The sequence below is a fragment of the Arthrobacter psychrolactophilus genome, assembly GCF_003219795.1.
In the GTDB taxonomy this organism is placed as follows: domain Bacteria; phylum Actinomycetota; class Actinomycetes; order Actinomycetales; family Micrococcaceae; genus Specibacter; species Specibacter psychrolactophilus.
This window is the reverse complement of sequence record NZ_QJVC01000002.1, coordinates 362167-381619: the sequence shown is the minus strand read 5'-3', so window position 1 is coordinate 381619 and position 19453 is coordinate 362167. Positions and strand designations below refer to the sequence as shown.

Below are 19453 nucleotides of genomic sequence, written 5' to 3'. Positions count from 1 at the left end.
GGGCCTGTGGCCGGCTGCGGTGATGATGTCATGACGGCGAACACGCACCCCACGGACGACGGCGGGAGCTCCCCTCTCGAGGGACCGCAGGCTTCCGCCTCGGTCACCGAGCAGGAGGAGGCCGAGGTTCTCGAGCCCGTTTCCGCCCGCAGCATTGCCGAAATAGCTCTTTCAAAGACCCAACAGGTCCTGCGTCTGACCGGCCGTGCCGTGATGTCCGGCGCCGGAAAGTTTCGCAGAGGCTGGTCCACGCGCTGGCGCACCTCCCTGCAATTTCGCACGGTCGTCACGACGCTCTTGATCGCCGCCGTGGCCGTCGTGGGGGTTGGCGGCTATTTGGCCGGGCAAATCTCCAACGGTCTATTCAAGGAACGCCTGACCCAGGCGCAACACGAATCCGCCCGTGGGGCAACGCAGGTGCAGGAAAGTTTTTCCAACGCCGGCGCCAGTGATCAGCCGCGAGTGTCGACCTATGTGGCCGACACCCTGAAATTGCTCGAGGTGGGCGGGGCGGATGACAACCGCAAATACCTGATGCTCATCATTCCCGGCCAAAATAGCCGACTCGCCGTGAGCTCCTCGGACTCTGGCGGGGTGACCTCCGCGATCATTCCGGAGGAATTACGGAAGGCCGTGCAGGGCGACGCCGAAGGGCAGTTCTGGCAGTCGATCGCCTTGCCCACGGGCAGTGCCGGCGTTCATCCTGCCGTAGTTGTCGGCAGCCAGGTGCAGCTGCTGAACACCGACTACGAGCTGTACATGATCTACGACCTCAACGGCGCCCAAATGACGCTGAACTATATACAGTCGGTGCTGTGGCTCGTCGGTGGCATCTTACTCGTGCTGATCGGCGTCATCATCTGGTACGTGACCCGGACCGTAGTGAACCCCGTCAGCCAGGCCGCAGCCGTGTCTGAAAAGCTGGCGGCGGGCGAGCTTGAGGAACGCATGGTGGTCATCGGCGAGGATGAAATGGCCAGGCTGGCCACCTCGTTCAATAAGATGGCCACCTCATTGCAAGACCAAATTACCGCGCTGGCCACCCTCTCGGAGATGCAGCAGCGCTTTGTCTCGGACGTCTCCCACGAATTGCGCACCCCGTTGACCACGGTGCGGATGGCCGCCGAGGTGTTGTTCGACGCGCGCGAAGACTTTGACCCCATCAATAAGCGTTCCTCGGAGCTGTTGTTCCATCAGGTGGAACGCTTTGAGTTGCTGCTGGCTGATCTTTTGGAGATCTCCCGCTTTGACGCCGGTGTGGCCGATCTGGACGCGGAATCGTTGGATATTTTCTCCGTCATTTACTCCGTGATCGATGGCGCCCTGCCCGTGGCCGAGGCGAACTCCTCGGAGCTCTCGGTCGTGACCCGGCTGCGCAACCACAAGTGTGTTGTGGAGATGGACTCGCGCCGGGTGGATCGCATCCTGCGCAACCTCGTCTTGAACGCCCTCGAGCACAGTGAGGGGCGGCCCGTGAAGATCTTTGTCTCGGCCGATGACACCGCCGTGGCCGTGGCCGTGCGCGACTACGGGGTTGGCATGTCGCCGTCCTCCTTGGAACATGTCTTCTTCCGTTTCTGGCGAGCCGACACGGCCCGCGCCCGCACCACCGGCGGTAGTGGTCTGGGCCTGTCGATCGCCATGGAAGACGCCAAGCTGCACGATGGCTGGCTTGAGGCATGGGGCAGCCCCGGCGAGGGCTCGTGCTTCCGCCTGACTTTGCCGCGCCGTCGCGGCATCATCTTGGACCATTCTCCCGTTCCGTTGCCTCCCGACGGCGGTCACGTCGGCAGCTTCTCCTCGCTGTCCACGGGCCCGGTGCTGACAAATACCGGTGCCATCGGCGTCGTGGGGGCCCTGGGAAAGCTAAAGGGATCTACGGTGGGTGAGCCCAATGCCGCGACGGTCAAGAAGACTACGGATAGCTCGTCGGATGAGACAAGCACGGAAAAGGTGGAACGGTGAGCGGCTCCTTGATGACTGGCTGGCGTCCTCGCATCACGGGAGCACAGCGCAACTGGCGGATGGTCGCGGTGGCGGTGGCCGCCGTCGTGCTTCTCCTGCTGTCCGCCTGCGCCGTCATACCAACTCACGGCTCCGTCGGTAAGAGCGATCCGCTGACGCCCCGCAACAACGAGGTCAACGTGGGGCTGCAGCAATTTGCGCCCGTTGAGGGGGCCTCGCCCGAGAGCATTATTCGCGGCTTCGTCGATTCGGGCACCGGGCTCAGCGACGATTTTCAGTATGCCCGCCAGTATCTGACACCGGGCCTGGCGCAATCGTGGGCCCCCGACAAGCGCACCCTGGTCTACAAGGACACCTTCTCGGTGATGCCGGGCTCGGAAAAGGACAGCTTCGAGCTCAAATTCAATGTGGTCTCAAGCGTGGATGCCACGGGTGTGCTGACCCCGGTCCAAGGATCGAAGACGGAAAATCTCACGATCAAGCTGGTGCAGGTCGATGATGAGTGGCGAATTTCTGAAGCGCCCGACGGCGTGATGCTCACCGAGGCGACCTTCCAGACGTTGTTCAGCCCGATTTCCCTCTACTTCTATGACCCAACGTTTAGCAATGGGGTTCCGGATGTGCGGTGGCTGGCCGGTCGCTCCTCGCGCACGGCCACCTCGATTGTGAAGGCGATGCTGGCCGGGCCGGCGCCGTACCTCCAAGGTGCCGTGGTGAGCGCCTTCCCCAACGGCATCGCCCTGGAACGCGACTCTGTCCCCGTCAGTGATTCTGGCGTGGCCAAGGTGGGCCTGACGGCGCAGCTGTTGCTTGAAACGAGCGTAAAGCGGCGTCAGCAAATGCAGACGCAGCTCATGGTGACCTTGCAAAAGAGCCTCAACACGGTGACCGAGGTACAGCTGCTGGCCGACGATCGGGAGGTCGACATGGGCGGCACCGTCGATGCCGGCGTCCCAGTCACGATTGATAACCCCGTGCCGTCCGCGCAGGTCGCCCTGGCGAAAAATGAGTTGGTGACCTTTGACGGGACGAAGGTCTCGCCCATCCCCGGGATGCCCTCCGTGGCAAGTTTGTTGCCCTCGGTGCCGGCCATGTCGTACTCCGGCGCGAACTTCGCCTTCCGCTCCGGGGCCGGAAACCAGATTTACGCCGTGGGTCCGGACCTTGCGCCGACCCTGGCCATCTCCGGAGTGTCCCTGACGGCGCCTTCCTTCGCGCCCAACGGCTGGCTGTGGGCCGCCGCGGGAGATGGCTCCGGCACCATTATCGCCCTCAACCCGAAAGACAGCGCCACCTTGGAGAAGCCTGTTGTCCTGACGGTTCCGTGGCTGGTGGGGCAGGATGTCACCTCCCTGAGGATCTCTCGCGATGGGGCCCGGGTGCTCATCGTCTCGCACTCCGATGGGGTGAGCCTGGTCAGCGTTGCCGGGATCATTAAGGCCGGAGATATCCCGAAGGATCTCACCACGCCGCTCAACCTCAGCCACACCGGGGCCCCGACGCTGGGTGTTTGGACGGGAGAGAGCAGTGTGGCCGTGACGGCCACCTCGACCACGGAGGCGGTCAACATCGAGATCCTCGACCTTGCGCTGGCGCCGGTTGCCCTGGAAGAACTCACCGGCATTGAATGGATCAGCGCCAGCTCCGGCGTGCGCAACGTCCACGCCCAAACGGCAACGCAGTACTACTCCAACGCGGCCAATTCCTGGGAAGTCATCTCGAAAGAGATTCGCTATGCCTCCTTTGCTGGCTAAGTCCTCCACACCCTAGCCTTCCCGGCGCCGTATCCACAGTGCGGACCCTGACACTGGTGGACGGCCTTGGAGGTGCCCATGCTGGAGCCATGGAGCTTGAGCAGAGCACCCCCGGTGCGCATCGGGGCATCGCCCACGGCAAATGGTTGCGGAGCTGGCTATGGTGCGAGAGCGCCTGGCGCGAGTTTCTTTATCTCGCCTTCCCAGCCGAGTGTGTTGTCTGTGGGGCAGAGGACCACGCCATCTGCCCACCGTGCTCGGTGCTGCTGCGCCGGCAAACTCGGCAGCCCTTCCGGGCGGAAGGCGCGGCAGACGCCCTCGTTGGTGTCGAGGGCGAGAGCCACCTGCCCGTTGTGGCCGCTGGCGAGTATCGCGACGCGCTGGCCGCCACGATCCTGGCATACAAGAATCATGGGCGCACCGAACTTCGAACCAGCCTGGCCCGCGTCCTCGCCCTGGCACTGACCGTGGCACTGGAGCTGACTCCCGAGCACGAGCCGGTAATTTTGGTGCCCATCCCGAGCACCGGAAGCGGCTGGCGGCGCCGCGGCTACGATCCCGTGGCGCTGCTGTTGCGGTCCCTGCAAACTGAGGGCCGAGTTCCGCCCCAACTGTTCATCGCGCCGCTGCTGGGGATTAAGGCGAGGCCGCCCTGGCAACGCCAGCATCAGAAAGGTCTGGGCCGTCAGGCACGACGCAGAAATGTTCGTAACACAATGTGCATCAGGCGAAATAAGCTCGTGCACATTCGGCCGTCAGCGAACCATAGCGGGCCTGCGCTCATGCTCGTCGATGACGTGCTCACCACCGGATCTACTCTGCGTGAAGCCACAAAAACACTGGAAAAATGGGGCTTTCGGGTGTGCTCGGCCACGGTTCTGGCGGCCACGCGGGCGCCCGAGGGAGCTCACGAAAAAGCGGCCTTTGGAGGACGCGCCAAAAATTAATTCACACAAAAGATGAATAAAGGCATGAGGTGAACTAACGTGAGTGAACGGGTACCTCTAGCAAGAGGAAACCACCCGTCGGCGGTCAGATTTACTGCACCTTTGCTAGCCGACCGCCGTGTCACCGAAGATATTTGGAGGGCACCATGGAGTTCATGATCACGGGTCGTAACTTGACTGTTTCGGACCGATTCCGCGAATACGCTGGCGAAAAGCTCACGAAGATCGAACAGCTGGCCACAAAGGTTCAGCGCGTCGATGTGAAGGTTTCCAAGGAGAGCAAGGCTCGCACAGCAGACACTCCGCTCACGGTTGAGCTGACAGTGGTGGGCCGAGGTCCGGTGATCCGTGCGGAAGCAGCTGCATCGGACAAGTTCGCAGCGTTTGATCTCGCCTACGGAAAGCTGCTCGAGCGGCTCCGTCGGGCCAAGGACAAGAAGAAGGTCCACCACGGTCGCCACGCCCCTGTCGCCGTCAACGCCGCCACCGGTTCGCTGCCGACGGTGAGCAGCTCCGAGCCGATCTACGCTCAGAGCGTTCCGGACGTTGTCGAGGAAAAGTCCCCGTACGACATCGAGAACGACATCCCCGCCGGCGATTCACCCGTGTTGATCCGTCGCAAGGTTTTCCCCGCCACCGCCCTGTCCCTGGACGATGCCGTGGACAACATGGAAATGGTCGGACACGACTTCTACCTGTTCATCGATTCCTCAACCGGCATCCCGTCGGTGGTCTACCGCCGCAAGGGCTGGACCTACGGCGTCATTTCCCTCGATGAAAACGCAGATGTCACCGAGGAAATCTCCGCCTACCGTTCCAGCGATGAGCCGGCACGCGTCTAACCAGCGGCAAAAAACTAAGGGAAGGACACAATGACTGCACGGCTGAGCCTGCATCAGGCCCGCCGGATGGCATTGAATTCCCAAGGACTGGCAAAAGTCCGGCCCACGGAACCCGTCACAGCACGGGCCGTGGGCCGGACTTTTGCGCAGCTGCAATTAGTGCAGATCGACTCGGTCAACATCATTTCCCGCAGTCATTTCCTCCCGTTTTTCTCCCGCCTGGGATCCTACGACCGCAACGTCCTCGCCACCATGGCAGGAACCGCCCCACGCAAGATGATGGAGTACTGGGCTCACGAGGCCAGCTTCATTCAACCGCGTCATTTCCACGACCTTCGTGTGTGGCAAAGCCGCAGCTGGGTTAAATCCGATCGGCTCGAACCTGCCCTGCGTGATCGACTTGAGGTGCAGATCCTCGATCTGCTCGCGAACAGCAAACCCATGACGGCCCGCGAGGTCAAGGCCCACATTGGGCATGAGGAAGATAAAAACACCGACCAGTGGGGCTGGAACTGGAGCGCCGTCAAACGCACCCTCGAGGGGCTCTTTGAAAACGGTGCGGTTGCTGCCGCTTCCCGCAACGAGCAATTTGAACGCAAATACTCGGTGCTCGAGAAGGTCTTGCCACGCGGGCTGGCCGCCGATGTGGATGAAAACCCCGACAAGGGCGAGGCCATGGAGCGGCTCATCGAGGCCGCGGCACTTGCCCACGGCATCGGCACCGTGCGCTGCCTCGCCGACTACTTCCGTCTACCCCTGCGAGAGAGCGCGGTGGCCATCCAAGCCCTGGTGCGCCGAGGTGTTCTGCAACCCGTTACCGTGACCGGCTGGACCGAGGAAGCGTTCGCCCACGTCAAGGCCCGTAGTCCGAGGCAGGCTCAAACGCGTGCCCTGCTCAGCCCCTTCGACTCGCTCGTGTTTGAACGGCAGCGCCTCGAGAAACTCTTTGATTTCCACTACCGCCTCGAAATTTACACGCCAGCACAGAAGCGGAAATATGGATATTACGTGCTTCCCTTTCTGCTGGGCGAGAACATCGTGGCCCGCGTGGACCTCAAAGCCGATCGGCGGGCTGGCAAGCTCATGGTTTTTGGGGCGTTCGCCGAAGCCGGCGCTCCATCGCACACCGCCGTTGAACTAGCCGGGGAACTCGCCACGATGGCGCTCTGGCTGGGACTGGGGGACGTCGTCGTACATCCACATGGAGATTTAGCTCCAGCACTGGCAGCAGCACTGGGATAGAAAGGCGAGCCGCATTCCCCAGAGATTCAAAGGAAACACGCAGCTACTGGCGGGAAGCTCCGTGTCTTCTCCCGTAGACTGAACACGCCACTTTTAGGCAGCAATAGATTGGGAGCAATTTCGTGCCATCACTTCTTGAGCGAGTCCTTCGGACAGGCGATCGTAAGACGCTTAAACGACTCAACGTCCTTGCCGACGCTATCGATTCCTTGGAGGACTCTTTTCAGACCTTCACCGATGCAGAACTGCGTGAAGAAACGGACAAGCTCAAGGCCCGCCACAAAGACGGCGAGACCTTGGACGAACTCCTCCCGGAGGCCTTTGCTGCCGTTCGTGAAGCCTCTTCCCGTACCCTGGGTCTGCGCCACTTCCGTGTCCAGCTCATGGGCGGCGCCGCCTTGCACCTGGGCAACATTGCGGAAATGAAAACCGGTGAGGGTAAGACCCTGGTGGCTACCGCCCCGGCTTACCTGAACTCGCTCAGCGGCAAGGGTGTTCACGTTGTCACGGTGAACGACTACCTCGCCCAGTACCAGTCCGACCTCATGGGACGCGTCTTCCGCTTCCTGGGCCAGAGCAGCGGTTGCATCGTCTCCAACCAGGACCCGTCGGTTCGTCGCGCCCAGTACGCCGCCGACATCACCTACGGAACCAACAACGAATTTGGCTTTGACTACCTGCGCGACAACATGGCATGGAGCAAGGACGAGCTCGTTCAGCGTGGCCACAACTTCGCCATCGTCGATGAAGTTGACTCGATCCTCATCGATGAGGCCCGTACGCCGCTGATCATTTCCGGTCCGGCCTCGGGCGACGCCAACCGCTGGTATGGCGAGTTCGCCAAGGTGGTCTTGCGCCTGAACAACGAAGAAGACTACGAGGTTGACGAGAAGAAGCGCACGGTTGGTGTTCTGGAAGAGGGCATTGAAAAGGTTGAGGATTACCTCGGCATTAGCAACCTGTACGAGTCCGCCAACACCCCGCTGATCGGCTTCCTTAACAACGCCATCAAGGCCAAGGAACTCTTCAAGCGCGACAAGGACTACGTCATCATGGACGGCGAAGTCCTCATCGTTGACGAGCACACGGGCCGTATCCTGGCCGGACGTCGCTACAACGAAGGCATGCACCAGGCCATTGAGGCGAAGGAAGGCGTGGAGATCAAGGCTGAGAACCAGACCTTGGCCACCGTGACCTTGCAGAACTACTTCCGCCTCTACGGCAAGCTGGCCGGCATGACCGGTACGGCCGAGACCGAAGCCAGCGAATTCATGAGCACCTACTCGCTCGGCGTCGTCCCGATCCCCACGAACAAGCCGATGCAGCGCGTGGACCAGCCCGACCTGGTCTACAAGAACGAGGTTGTAAAGTTCGACGCCGTCGTGGCAGATATTGCCGAGCGTCACGAAACCGGTCAGCCGGTTCTGGTGGGTACCACCAGCGTGGAGAAGAGCGAGTACCTGTCCAAGAAGCTGTCGCAGGCAGGCGTCAAGCACGAGGTTTTGAACGCTAAGAACCACGCCCGTGAAGCCGCCATCGTGGCTCAGGCAGGGCGTCGCGGCGCCGTCACCGTGGCCACCAACATGGCCGGCCGTGGAACCGATATTATGCTCGGCGGCAACGCCGAGTTCAACGCCGTTGCCGCCTTGGCTGCCCGTGGGCTCGACCCGGAAGAAACACCGGAAGAGTACGAGGCCGCCTGGCATGAGGCCTTCGAGGAAGCCAAGCTCGCCGTCAAGGACGAGCATGAGGCAGTCCTGGAAGCCGGTGGCTTGTACGTTTTGGGTACCGAGCGCCACGAATCCCGCCGCATCGACAACCAGCTGCGTGGACGTTCCGGCCGTCAGGGTGACCCGGGCGAATCCCGCTTCTACCTATCGCTGACGGATGATCTGATGCGCTTGTTCAACTCCGGAGCAGCCGAGCGTCTCATGTCCCGCTCGTCCATGCCCGATGACGTGGCCTTGGAATCCAAGCTCGTCTCCAAGGCCATCGCCTCCGCGCAGGGACAGGTTGAGGGACGTAACGCCGAACAGCGTAAGAACGTACTCAAGTACGACGACGTCCTCAACCGTCAGCGCGAAGCCATCTATGGCGATCGCCGCCACATCCTTGAGGGCGATGACCTCCACGAGAAGGTGCAGCACTTCCTCGAGGACACCGTCAACGAAATCATCGAGGCCGCTGTCAGCTCCGGTAACACGGGGGAGTGGGACTTCCCCACGCTCTGGAATAACCTGCGCACCATCTACCCCGTCCAGGTCACGGTCGATGAGATCGCGGAAGAAGTTGGTGGCGAGGGGCGCATCACCGCGGACCTGCTCAAGACCGAACTGCTATCCGACGCCAAGGTTGCTTACCAGGAACGTGAAGCTGCTCTAGGCTCGGCCACCATGCGTGAACTCGAACGCCGCGTTGTACTCTCCGTCGTGGGACGCAAGTGGCAGGAACACCTCTATGAGATGGACTACCTCAAGGAAGGTATCGGCCTGCGCGCCATGGCTCAGCGCGATCCTCTCGTGGAATACCAGCGTGAAGGCTACGAGATGTTCCAGGCCATGATGGCCGGCATCCGTGAGGAAAGCGTTGGTTTCCTGTTCAACCTCGAAGTTCAGGTAGAGAACGCTCCGGAAACCGCTGTTGGAGTTGTCGCCGATGCTCCCTCGGCGCTCATGGACCGGGTCTCCGGCTCCGACGATGACCACGCTGGCCACGATCATGCCCCGCGGATCACCGCTCCCGGATTGGAAGCTCCGGAAAAGCCGGCCCAGCTGCAGTTCACGGCTCCTGATGCTCAGGGACAGGCAGAAACTCACGTCGAACGCCGTAGCAGCGATGGCGTACCGCCGTCGGCCAAGCGTCCGGCCAGCAAGGGTGCCAAGAAAAAGAAGAAGCGCTAAGCATGAATGGTTCTGGCTGATACTGCCAGAACCGGCAAAAGCCGTCGTTGGAAAAGGACCACTAAGCTGTGGCCCCATCCAACGGCGGCTTTTTGCGTGCTCTCATGGCGGTGGAAGCTAGCCGATCTGTAGCGCGGTGACCTTCCACAGACCCTTGCTGCGTTCGAACCGCATGGCGACCGCCCGGAAACGGTTTGCATCAGAAATCACGACCGAGCTTTCAAAGATCCCCGGTGCCACAGGGCTGCAGTGGACCGAATGCACGATTGGCTGGTGATGCAAGGTAGCGACATTGCCGTAGCTCGGATCATGACTCTGCCGCCGAAGCTGGGCCCGGCAGGCCTCCGCATGCAGACGCGCCCGGGTGGTGAGGGCGCTGAGACACATCGTGTCGAGCCAGCGCGAGAGCTGCTGGACAGAACGGACACCGCTGAGAACTTCCAGGACCGCCTGGGCGATCTTGGATGACATGACTGCCACGACTTCGCGATCTGCTGCCTCAGGGTTGAGGGATCGCACGGCTGCCGCGGATCCTTCAGTGGCCCGACGTTTGGTGCGTTCACCCTGGCTGGGGAGCCGCACCACGGTGCCTCCGCTTTGCTCGGTGTCCTCCTGGCCTGAAGCGTCTGGCTGCGCGGCGCGAACCACGACAAGGCGGGGTTGGCTAGATTCTTCAAAGCTGGCTGCTGTACTCACGATGTTCTCCTGGTGCATTGAAGATGAAGCTTGCGGTCGGGGCGTCACTCCCGGTGCGAATGGCCTTCCGGTTCATGGCGCGGTGGGTGCGTGCAAGATTTGGCCGGGGAAGATGATGTTTGGGTCGGGGCCAATGGCTTCGCGATTGGCGCTGTACCAGCGCGGCCAGGCGAGCGCCACGTCGACGTCGTTGGAAAAGGGGCCCAGCGCTGCGGCCACGATGCTCCAGAGGCTGTCGCCCTGCTGCACGACAACATCCGTTTCGGTGGCGGGGTTCTGGGATTGTTCTTGGGGTGCGTCAGAGGGCAGTCGTTCGGCCCGTGCCGGTGGGCGGGCCAGCAAGGCGGGATCCGTCGCAGCGGTGCGCGGCACCCAGGCCGGCTCGACAGGAACGACGTCCACGGAAGGAAGTGTGTTGGTCGCCGCCGGGCTGGACGGCGCTGGCGTCGTTGCAACGGTCCCCGGCTGCCACCTCGGATCGCTTCCGTCCGACGGCGCTGCCGTGGCGAGGGGAGCGGCTAGCAGATTTATGCCCACCACGGCGATCACGATCCTACGCATGAACGCTGGAGAGTAAGCGTTCGTGAAGGCTGCGAGCCTCGGGATGCCCAGATGCTGTGCCAGCGGGGAGATCAAGGCGCAGATGAGAGCCGTCAGCCACCAACACAACAGTGCCAGTCCCGCTCCCGCACTGCCCACACCCATCAGCTCCGGTAAATCCAGGAGGCGCCCGGATTCGATGCTGCTCCAGCGCATCCTCAGGAGCGAAAAACCGCTGAAGACCAGCGAGCCGGCCAGGAGCAGGAGCGCCCCCGTCATGGCGAGGTCTGCGTATAGTTGCCGTTTCACCGAGATCTCCTTTGAACTCGTTTGATACGTTTAGAGCTATTTTGAATACCTAAGACTTATTTTGAACCCTAAAGTGCGTCCGTGTCCATAGCTTCGGCAAGATTGTGGTGCTCGGGATGCCGGATCGCTGTCGATCTGTTGACGGAAGGCGCGGCACGGGCTTAGCGTGACGCCATGCGATGGGAGCTGCTCTTTGGGGATCTAGAAGCGCAATTTCATGCCGAAACGCAGCAGGAGCTCGAGCAGCACATCAATGAACTGGCCCGCATCGAGGCATCTCAGCTGAGCTTTTCCGAGGTGCTACGAGGTGCCCTGGGACGACAAATTTCGGCGACCATGAGGAGCGGAACGGTTTTTCATGGCGAGGTTCAGCGCGTGGAACAACAGTGGTTGTTACTGGGCCAGGAGCGTCGTTCGGTGCTCTTGCCCCTGGCCATGGTGCTCCGTGTTCAGGGTGTGGGGACGCACCGGGTGCGGGCCACATCGCGAGTTCCTTACACCTTGCCGGCAGCCTTGCGGGTGCTGGCTCGAAATCGTTCCACGGTGGTGCTCGAGCTGGCGGGGACACGGCCAGCCAGCCTGCGCGGAGTGCTGGACCAGGTGGGCGCGGATTATGTTCAGCTCATGCAAATGGCCGACGGCGTGGGCCGGGACCGGGGGAATGCGCAGGGGAGTGTGGTGGTCCCCTTGGCGGCGCTCGTCGCTATTGCCTCCGCCTCAGATAATGAATTTTAAGGCGGCGGATACTGGGCAGCGACCGCGCAGGCTCAACTGGCTGAGGCTGAGTTTTCTGCCGCCAACATGGCGCGGGCAGCGGCGTGGCGGTCGTCGATGAACTGCTCAAACTTCGCAGCATCCACGCGCCACTGACCGCGTCCGCCAATCTGGAAGGCCGGCAGTTCACCGCTATGAACTAAGGCGTAGCAGGCAGCAGCCGAGATCTGCAGCTGTTCGGCAACATCGGCCAAAGTGAGGAATCGAGGCATAAGACCATTATCCCCTCCTTTGTCCATGTTTGGCGAGGTTCGCCGTTGATATCCACAGATTGGGCCCAATTTTCGTCAAGGTCTTTCACGGTGGCCTGATCAGCGGTAGAAATGGTAGACGGCAGCGGTGTTGCTGGCGGTAGGTTCCCGTGATGGGGAGGAACTATGGCAGGGGAAGAATCTGACGCGGCCGCCCGGCTGCGTAAACCCTCGTGGAAGGATCCTCGATTACTCATCGGCATCCTGATGGTGCTGGCATCCGTGGCCGGAGTCGTGGCGCTCGTGGGTAGCGCGGCAAAAACCGTACCCATGTATGTGGCCAAGGACGCGCTCGTGGTGGGCCAAAAAGTCACGGCCGATTCCTTTTCCATTGCACAGGTCCAATTGGGTGAGGTCGACGGAAAATACCTCGACCCGCACGATGTCTTCGATGAGCATTCCGTGGCTGTGCGGATGGTGCCCAAGGGGGAATTGGTCTCCCGCTCCAGCATCGGGCAGATGGATGCACTGGATCGAAAACCCGTCTCCGTCACGGTCGATGAGCCACTGCCCAAGGAAGTCATCGTGGGCAGCTACGTCGACGTCTGGATTGCCCTGCCCGATGAACGCAACGGTTTCCAAGACCCCGTGTTGATGCTTCCCGGTGCCGAGGTGGCCGCGCTCAATGTGGCCGCAACGTCGCTGGGTTCGGGCAAGAATACCCAGCTCATGGTCCTCGTGACCGACTCCCAAATGCCCAAGTTCCTCGGCGCCGTCGCCAACAAGGCCAAGGTCGCCGTCGTCTGGAACCCCGGCGCCGCCCCATGACCACGATCAGCGTGGTTTCGGTCGGCGACACCGCAACACAGGTGATCGAGGAGCTTGCCCGTTCGCGCGGGACGGTGCAGGTGGTGCGGCGCTGCCCGGAGCTATCGGAGCTTCTGGCCGCCTGTCAGAGCGGACTGGCCCAGGTGGCCGTTGTGGCGGAGTTTACCGAGGAGCTCACGGCCACGTTGATCGATCGGCTCACGGCCGTGGGTGTCCTAGTTGTCGCCGTGGCCGCCACGGCGGAACAGTCCGGGCGCCTGCAGAGCGCCGGCGCCACCACGGTTCCCGAGACCATCACGGCGACGGTCCTCACCGACACGATTCGCCTGGCCGTGGAGGGCCTGCGACATCCCAGCTCGGGCGGATTTTCGGTTCCCACGGCGCCCCTGCCTGCCAGCTCTGCCGCCCAGTCGGTGTTGCATCAGCATGAGCCAGAGACGGACGACGCCGGACCCCCGGCCCGCGCCGCCAGCGCACCTTCTCCTGACCCCACCGCGGGCGAGAGCCTGCCGAGAAAGCGTAGCTGGCACCTGCGTGCCAAGAACTCCCGAGGTCATGATCAAGCACAACCACTCAGGGTCAATAGTGTCGGGCCAGGGCAGCGCCCCGGCGATAGCGGCAGCATCGTTGCTGTGTGGGGACCCACCGGGTCTCCGGGACGCACCACCGTGGCCATCAACCTTGCCGCCGAGCAAGCCGTCAAGGGTCATAAGGTCCTCTTGATCGATGCAGATAGTTACGGTGCCAGCGTGGCCGCCACGTTGGGACTCTTAGATGAGGCGGCCTCCTTTGCCCAAGCCTGCCGAGTGGCCGATCAAGGCGGGATGAGCACGGCGGAGCTAGCCAAAACCGTGACGCAGGTCGTGTTCGAGGGCGGGAGCTTTTCGTTGCTGACGGGACTGACGCGGGCCGACCGCTGGCCCGAATTGCGGGCGGCCGCCGTCGAACGAGTCCTTGATGCGGCGCGAAAGATTGCCGAGGTGGTCATTGTGGACTGTGGCTTCGCCTTGGAAAACGACGAGGAACTCAGCTACGACACGGTGGCGCCGCGGCGTAACGCAGCCACCTTGGCCGTTCTCGGTCGCGCCGACCTGGTGTACGCGGTGGGCAATAGCGACCCCATCGGGATCCCGCGGCTGATCAGGGGCCTAGACGAGTTGGGGCAGGCCTGTCCGGGAAGCAGCATCAAGGTGGTGGTGAACAAGGTGCGGCGCAAGGCCGTCGGTGGCACGCCGGAGAGGTCGCTTATTCACGCCTGGGAGCGTTTTGGGCCCGACTATGACATTGCGCATTTCCTGCCGTGGGACCCCGATCTGACGGATAGAGCGCTGCTCGAGGGCCGGCTCCTGAGGGAGCTCTCCCCGGACGCACCGCTGAGCATAGCCATCCGCGGTATGAGTTGTGCAGCTGACCAGTGAATGCGGGAAACCCTGTAGTAACAGCCACAGCAAGGGTTGATATTCGGGACTAGGCTCAGGTGTACTGATCGCAATGAGGCGGTCTATTTTCTCTTGACGGAGGCGTTATTTTCATGTCATCGCACTCACCCAGCCACGAGACGGCCTTGGACCAAGCCAAGTTTGGCGGCGCGGGGTTCCTTGCGGACTACTTTGTGCAACTCTCCGAGGAAGATGGGTCGCTGTACGACCCCGAGACCTTGCAGGCGCGAGCGTATTCACACCAAAAGCTGGCGAGTAAGCGTATCCCCGGGCAGGCCAACATTGAGATCCTTGATGAATCCGATGCCAGTGTTGTCTACATCATCACCGATGACATGCCGTTCCTCGTGGACTCCGTCAGCGCCGAGCTCGTGCGCCAGAACCAAGCCATCCATCTAGTCACCCACCCTGTCTTCGTCGTGTCCCGAGATAAGTCCAGCAACGAGCTGACCCAGGTGACGAAGGTTCCCTCGCATGCCGGCGTGGCCAGCGGAGACACCCAAGCGATGCCCAACATCGCCCACCTGCTCGGCGATGACCACACGGCCTCGTTCCTTGAGTCGTGGATCGCTGTCGAAATCCCCAAGATTGGCGACGAGGCGAAAGCCGCATTGCTGACCGGCTTAGACCGCATTCTGGGCAATGTCCGTGCCGCCGTGGAGGACTGGCCGGCCATGCGCGAAAAGGCCCTGAGCCGCGCTGAAATCCTCGCGACGGTGCTCTCCGGCGAGTCCCTCGTGGACCTGCGCGAGGCCGAGGACCTCCTGCACTGGATGGAGGCCGACAACTTCACCTTCCTGGGCTACCGGGAATATGATCTGCACCGGCGCGACGGCGAAGAGGTCCTCGTCAACCGCGAAGGCAGCGGACTAGGTTTGCTCCGGGACGGCTCCAGCCACCCCACGGTTCAGCACCTGACCGTCACGGGCCAGCGCAAGGCCCGCGAAAAGCGCGTCCTGGTCATCACGAAGGCGAACTCACGCTCCACGGTGCACCGCAGCGCCTACCTGGACTACATCGGCGTCAAGTCCTTTGATTCACAGGGCAACGTCAACGGCGAACAGCGCTTCATCGGCCTGTTCTCCTCAGCCGTCTACACCGGTTCGGTACGCAACATTCCCGTCGTACGGGAAAAGGTGGATGCGGTGCTGCGGCACTTTGGCTTCCCGCCCAACTCACACTCCGGCAAGGACCTTTTTGCCGTCCTGGAAACCTACCCCCGTGACGAGCTGTTCCAGATCGAGGTGTCGGATCTGATCGAGATCGCCTCCGGCATCCTCCGCTTGGCCGAGCGCCGTCGCACACGCTTGTTCTTGCGCCCAGACATCTACGGACGCTTCATGTCCGCACTGGTCTACATTCCGCGTGATCGCTACACCACGGCCGTCCGGCATCGCATCGAGGAAGAACTCATGCGCACCTTCGATGGTGTCTCGATCGATTTTGAGGCGCGAATGAGCGAGTCCGCCCTGGCGCGACTCTTCTTCCGTATTCGCCTGCCCAAGAACTACCAGCTGTCGCCCGATTTGCAGACCTCGGATCTGGAGGAGCGACTCGTCCGTGCGGCCCGCTCCTGGCCCGAAGGTATCTCGCAGGTACTGCGCGATTCGCAGGACCACGACCGTGCCGATCACCTCGTCTCCAAGTGGGCTGAGGCATTCCCAGCCAGCTACCGCGTGGACTTCGAGGTAGAGGACGCCCTGGCCGACATTGCCCGCTTCGAGAACTTTGACGCGAAGTACAAGGTCTCGATCGAGGCTGGCAAGACCCCAGAACAGTGCGCACCGGGGCTGCATGTTTATCTGCCCAGCGGCCACGGCGTGGAGCTCGAGGAGGACGCTCGCGTCAAGCTGTACATGGCGCATCCGCAAAGCCTGACCCGAATTCTGCCGTTCTTCCACAACCTGGGACTTGAGGTGATCGACGAGCGACCCTTCGAGATTGAAACCGAAGACAAGCGCGACTTCTTCCTCTACGATCTGGGCCTAAAGTACCCCGAGGGCGTGGATCCGCTCGCCACTGCAGCCCTCTTGGACGAGGCGTTTGGCGCCGCGATCACAGGTGCCAGCGAGTCAGATAACTTTGACCGCTTGGTGTTGACCGAGGGCATGGCTTGGCGCCAGATTGTCATCTTGCGCGCCTACGCCAAGTACCTGCGCCAAATGGGAAACACGAACTCCTTCGGCTTCATCGCCACGACCCTGCTGCAGAACGTAGCCGTGACGCGCGGACTTATCGAGCTGTTTGCCGCACGTTTTAACCCGGAGTTTGCCCAGGATGCCCGCCCCGGGTTGCTCACGGAGGTCCGGGCCCGGCTCGATGCCGCACTGGAAAATGTACCGACCCTGGACGCTGATAAGATCCTGCGAACCTTCGCAAACCTCATCGAATCCACGTTGCGCACCAACTACTACCGTGGCCGCGACTTCCTGAGCCTCAAGCTCAACCCCGCCGAAATTATTGGCCTGCCGGCGCCGGTTCCCATGTTTGAAATTTGGGTTTACTCCCCGCGAGTCGAGGGCACACACCTGCGCTTTGGCAAGGTCGCCCGAGGCGGGCTGCGCTGGTCCGATCGTCGCGAAGACTTCCGGACCGAGGTGCTGGGCCTGGTGAAGGCGCAGACGGTCAAGAATGCCGTGATCGTTCCCACCGGCGCCAAGGGCGGCTTCTTCGCCAAGGCGCTGCCGAATCCGGCCGTGGACCGCGGCGCCTGGATGGCCGAGGGCCAGGCGAGCTACAAAACCTTCATCCGCGGACTGCTGGATGTCACCGATAATTTGCTGGCAACGGCCGACGGCGAGGTTGTTGTGCCTCCCGAGAACGTCGTCTGCCACGACGCCGCCGACACCTACCTCGTGGTCGCTGCGGATAAGGGCACGGCGTCCTTCTCCGACACGGCCAACGCCATCTCGTCCGAGTACGGTTTCTGGCTCGGCGATGCCTTCGCGTCCGGCGGATCCGTCGGCTATGACCACAAGGCCATGGGCATCACAGCCCGTGGGGCCTGGGAGTCGGTCAAGCGTCACTTTAGCGAGTTCGACGTCGACACCCAGACTCAGGAGTTCACGGCGGTTGGCGTCGGGGACATGTCAGGTGACGTCTTTGGTAACGGCCTGCTGCGCACCCGCCACGTGCGGCTCATCGCCGCCTTTGACCACCGCGACATCTTCCTTGACCCCAACCCCGTGGCAGGACCGGCCTTTGACGAGCGCCAGCGCCTGTACGATCTGCCGCGTTCCTCCTGGCAGGACTACAACCCGGAACTCATCAGTGACGGTGGTGGCGTCTTCTCAAGGTCGTTGAAGTCCATCCCGATCTCCCCGCAAGTGGCCGTGGCACTGGGACTGCCCGAAGGTGTTGTGAAGCTGAGCCCACCGGAGCTCCTCAAGGCGATCCTGCTGGCCCCGAGCGATCTGTTGTACAACGGTGGCATCGGCACCTACATCAAGGCACGCTCCGAGAGTCATGTCTCGGTCGGCGACAAGACCAATGATGCGATCCGCGTTGACGGAGCCGATCTGCGGGTCAAGGTCATTGGTGAGGGCGGAAACCTGGGCATGACCCAGCTGGGCCGCGTCGAGGCAGCCCTGAACGGGGTCATCCTCAACACCGACGCCATCGATAACTCAGCCGGCGTTGACTGCTCCGACCATGAGGTCAACATCAAGATCTTCGTTGACCGAATGGTGGCCGCAGGCAAGCTCGACGCCGGCGAACGCACCGAGTTCCTCATGTCGATGACGGATGAGATCGGGCATCTGGTGCTGGAAGACAACATTGAGCAAAACATCCTCCTGCTCAACGACCGCCAGCGCGTTGTGGAGTGGACACCCAGTTATGAACGCTTCATGGACTGGTTGGAGACGCATGCGGATCTCAACCGTGAACTCGAGGCGCTGCCGAGCAATGCTGATCTTGAGGCACGTGTGGCCTCGGGACAGGGCCTGACCTCACCGGAACTTTCCGTGCTCTTGGCTTACGCCAAGATGGAATTGGCCAAGGTCCTCAGTGCGAGTGACCTGGCCAGTGATCCCTGGTTCAAGCAGACCCTGCGCAGCTACTTCCCGGCCGCCGTGTCCGAGCGTTTTGACGCCGAGATCGACACTCACCCGCTGCGCAAGGAGATCATTGCAACGGCCGTGGCCAACGACATGGTCAACCTTGGAGGCATCACCTTTGCCTTCCGAGCCATGGAGGAGTCCTCCGCCAGCGAGGTGACCATCGCTAAGGCCTTCGTCGCCTTGCAGGAGATCTTTGAGTTCGGCTCCATCCGGGCTGCGCTTCGGGAACTGCCACCGTCGTTCCCCACCGAGCAGTGGTGCGCCGTGCACCTGGACATGCGACGCCTCCTGGACCGTGCCGTGCGTTGGCTCGTCAACGAGGGCATCGGCACCCAGAGCATCGACGAGGTCGTGAGCCGTTTCGCGCCGGTCGTCAGCTCGCTCAGCAGCCGTATCGGTGGCTTCTTCCAAGGCGTCGATACCGACCGCGTTGCCAAGGGGTACACCCGTGCAGCCGAGTGCCAGATGCCCGAGGCTTTGGGACGTCGCTGGGCCGAAATGTATGAGAGCTACCCGCTGCTGGACATCGCGATGGTCAGCGAGACCCTGCACGAGGACCAAGAAGCTGTCGCTGGCGTGTACTACGCGTTGTACAACCGCTACGACGTGGACTCGCTTCTGGAACGCATCACCGCCCTGCCGCGCAACGACAGGTGGCAGGCGCTGGCCCGTGCCGCGCTCCGCGATGACCTCTACGCGACCACGGCGGATATGACACGCAATGTCATGGACAGCACCGAGGCAGGTAGCGACGCGTTGGAACGCATTGCGGCCTGGGAACTGCAAAACCAGGAGCAGCTCTCTCGGGCCATCAAGATGTTTGCCGAGGTGAATGAGCTAGAGCGCGACGACATGGCGTCATTGTCGGTAGCATTAAGGCTCTTGCGTTCAATCGTGCGACGTTAAAGCGTTAACGTAATTAGGTGGTTGCGGCATGAACGCTGCGACTATTTAGGTGGTGCCTG

The 19453-nt window shown here is 62.0% G+C and carries 13 protein-coding genes; 10 read left to right on the top strand and 3 right to left on the bottom strand.

Annotation, left to right across the window (positions count from 1 at the left end; all coding sequences use genetic code 11):
* Positions 1 to 6 precede the first annotated feature (6 nt).
* The 6 genes from mtrB to secA all read left to right on the top strand — a co-directional run bounded on the left by mtrB (position 7) and on the right by secA (position 9650).
* Positions 7 to 1965: an MtrAB system histidine kinase MtrB gene (gene mtrB, locus CVS30_RS04085; RefSeq protein ID WP_370800357.1), complete on the top strand. Its 1959-nt coding sequence runs from the start codon at positions 7 to 9 to the stop codon at positions 1963 to 1965.
* A complete protein-coding gene (locus tag CVS30_RS04080) occupies positions 1962 to 3719 on the top strand; it encodes an LpqB family beta-propeller domain-containing protein (protein WP_110484019.1) in 1758 nt (585 codons plus the stop codon). Before mtrB ends, CVS30_RS04080 begins: the two co-directional genes overlap by 4 nt.
* 89 nt (positions 3720 to 3808) lie before the next feature.
* Positions 3809 to 4666 (top strand): ComF family protein, encoded by an 858-nt coding sequence (locus CVS30_RS04075; RefSeq protein ID WP_110484018.1) that lies wholly within the window; start codon positions 3809 to 3811, stop codon positions 4664 to 4666.
* Between the two features lie 146 nt (positions 4667 to 4812).
* Positions 4813 to 5508 (top strand): ribosome hibernation-promoting factor, HPF/YfiA family, encoded by a 696-nt coding sequence (gene hpf / locus CVS30_RS04070; RefSeq protein WP_110484017.1) that lies wholly within the window; start codon positions 4813 to 4815, stop codon positions 5506 to 5508.
* Between the two features lie 30 nt (positions 5509 to 5538).
* Complete coding sequence (locus tag CVS30_RS04065) at positions 5539 to 6750, top strand: winged helix-turn-helix domain-containing protein (protein ID WP_110484016.1); 1212 nt, start codon at positions 5539 to 5541, stop codon at positions 6748 to 6750.
* Positions 6751 to 6872: 122 nt separating this feature from the next.
* Positions 6873 to 9650, top strand: a complete 2778-nt coding sequence (gene secA / locus CVS30_RS04060; protein ID WP_110484015.1) for a preprotein translocase subunit SecA — start codon at positions 6873 to 6875, stop codon at positions 9648 to 9650.
* A 117-nt stretch (positions 9651 to 9767) separates the two neighbouring features.
* On the opposite strand, the gene CVS30_RS04055 is transcribed toward secA, so the two are convergent.
* Complete coding sequence (locus CVS30_RS04055) at positions 9768 to 10346, bottom strand: Rv3235 family protein (RefSeq protein WP_110484014.1); 579 nt, start codon at positions 10344 to 10346, stop codon at positions 9768 to 9770.
* A gap of 72 nt (positions 10347 to 10418) precedes the next feature.
* Positions 10419 to 11195 (bottom strand): LysM peptidoglycan-binding domain-containing protein, encoded by a 777-nt coding sequence (locus tag CVS30_RS04050; protein WP_110484013.1) that lies wholly within the window; start codon positions 11193 to 11195, stop codon positions 10419 to 10421.
* A 174-nt stretch (positions 11196 to 11369) separates the two neighbouring features.
* Between CVS30_RS04050 and CVS30_RS04045 the strand changes: the two genes are divergently transcribed.
* Entirely contained in the window at positions 11370 to 11930 is a 561-nt protein-coding gene (locus CVS30_RS04045; RefSeq protein WP_110484012.1) for a hypothetical protein, read from the top strand.
* A gap of 32 nt (positions 11931 to 11962) precedes the next feature.
* Here the strand turns inward: CVS30_RS04045 and CVS30_RS04040 are convergent, their stop codons facing one another.
* Positions 11963 to 12181, bottom strand: a complete 219-nt coding sequence (locus tag CVS30_RS04040; protein WP_110484011.1) for a helix-turn-helix domain-containing protein — start codon at positions 12179 to 12181, stop codon at positions 11963 to 11965.
* A 165-nt stretch (positions 12182 to 12346) separates the two neighbouring features.
* On the opposite strand from CVS30_RS04040, the gene CVS30_RS04035 reads away from it, so the two are divergent.
* From CVS30_RS04035 to CVS30_RS04025, 3 genes are all read left to right on the top strand, one after another.
* Positions 12347 to 12988 (top strand): CpaB family protein, encoded by a 642-nt coding sequence (locus CVS30_RS04035; protein WP_110484010.1) that lies wholly within the window; start codon positions 12347 to 12349, stop codon positions 12986 to 12988.
* Positions 12985 to 14406: a CpaE/TadZ family protein gene (locus CVS30_RS04030; protein WP_245934422.1), complete on the top strand. Its 1422-nt coding sequence runs from the start codon at positions 12985 to 12987 to the stop codon at positions 14404 to 14406. The genes CVS30_RS04035 and CVS30_RS04030 overlap by 4 nt, the downstream gene beginning before the upstream one ends.
* A 113-nt stretch (positions 14407 to 14519) precedes the next feature.
* Complete coding sequence (locus CVS30_RS04025) at positions 14520 to 19394, top strand: NAD-glutamate dehydrogenase (protein ID WP_110484009.1); 4875 nt, start codon at positions 14520 to 14522, stop codon at positions 19392 to 19394.
* Positions 19395 to 19453: the final 59 nt, after the last annotated feature.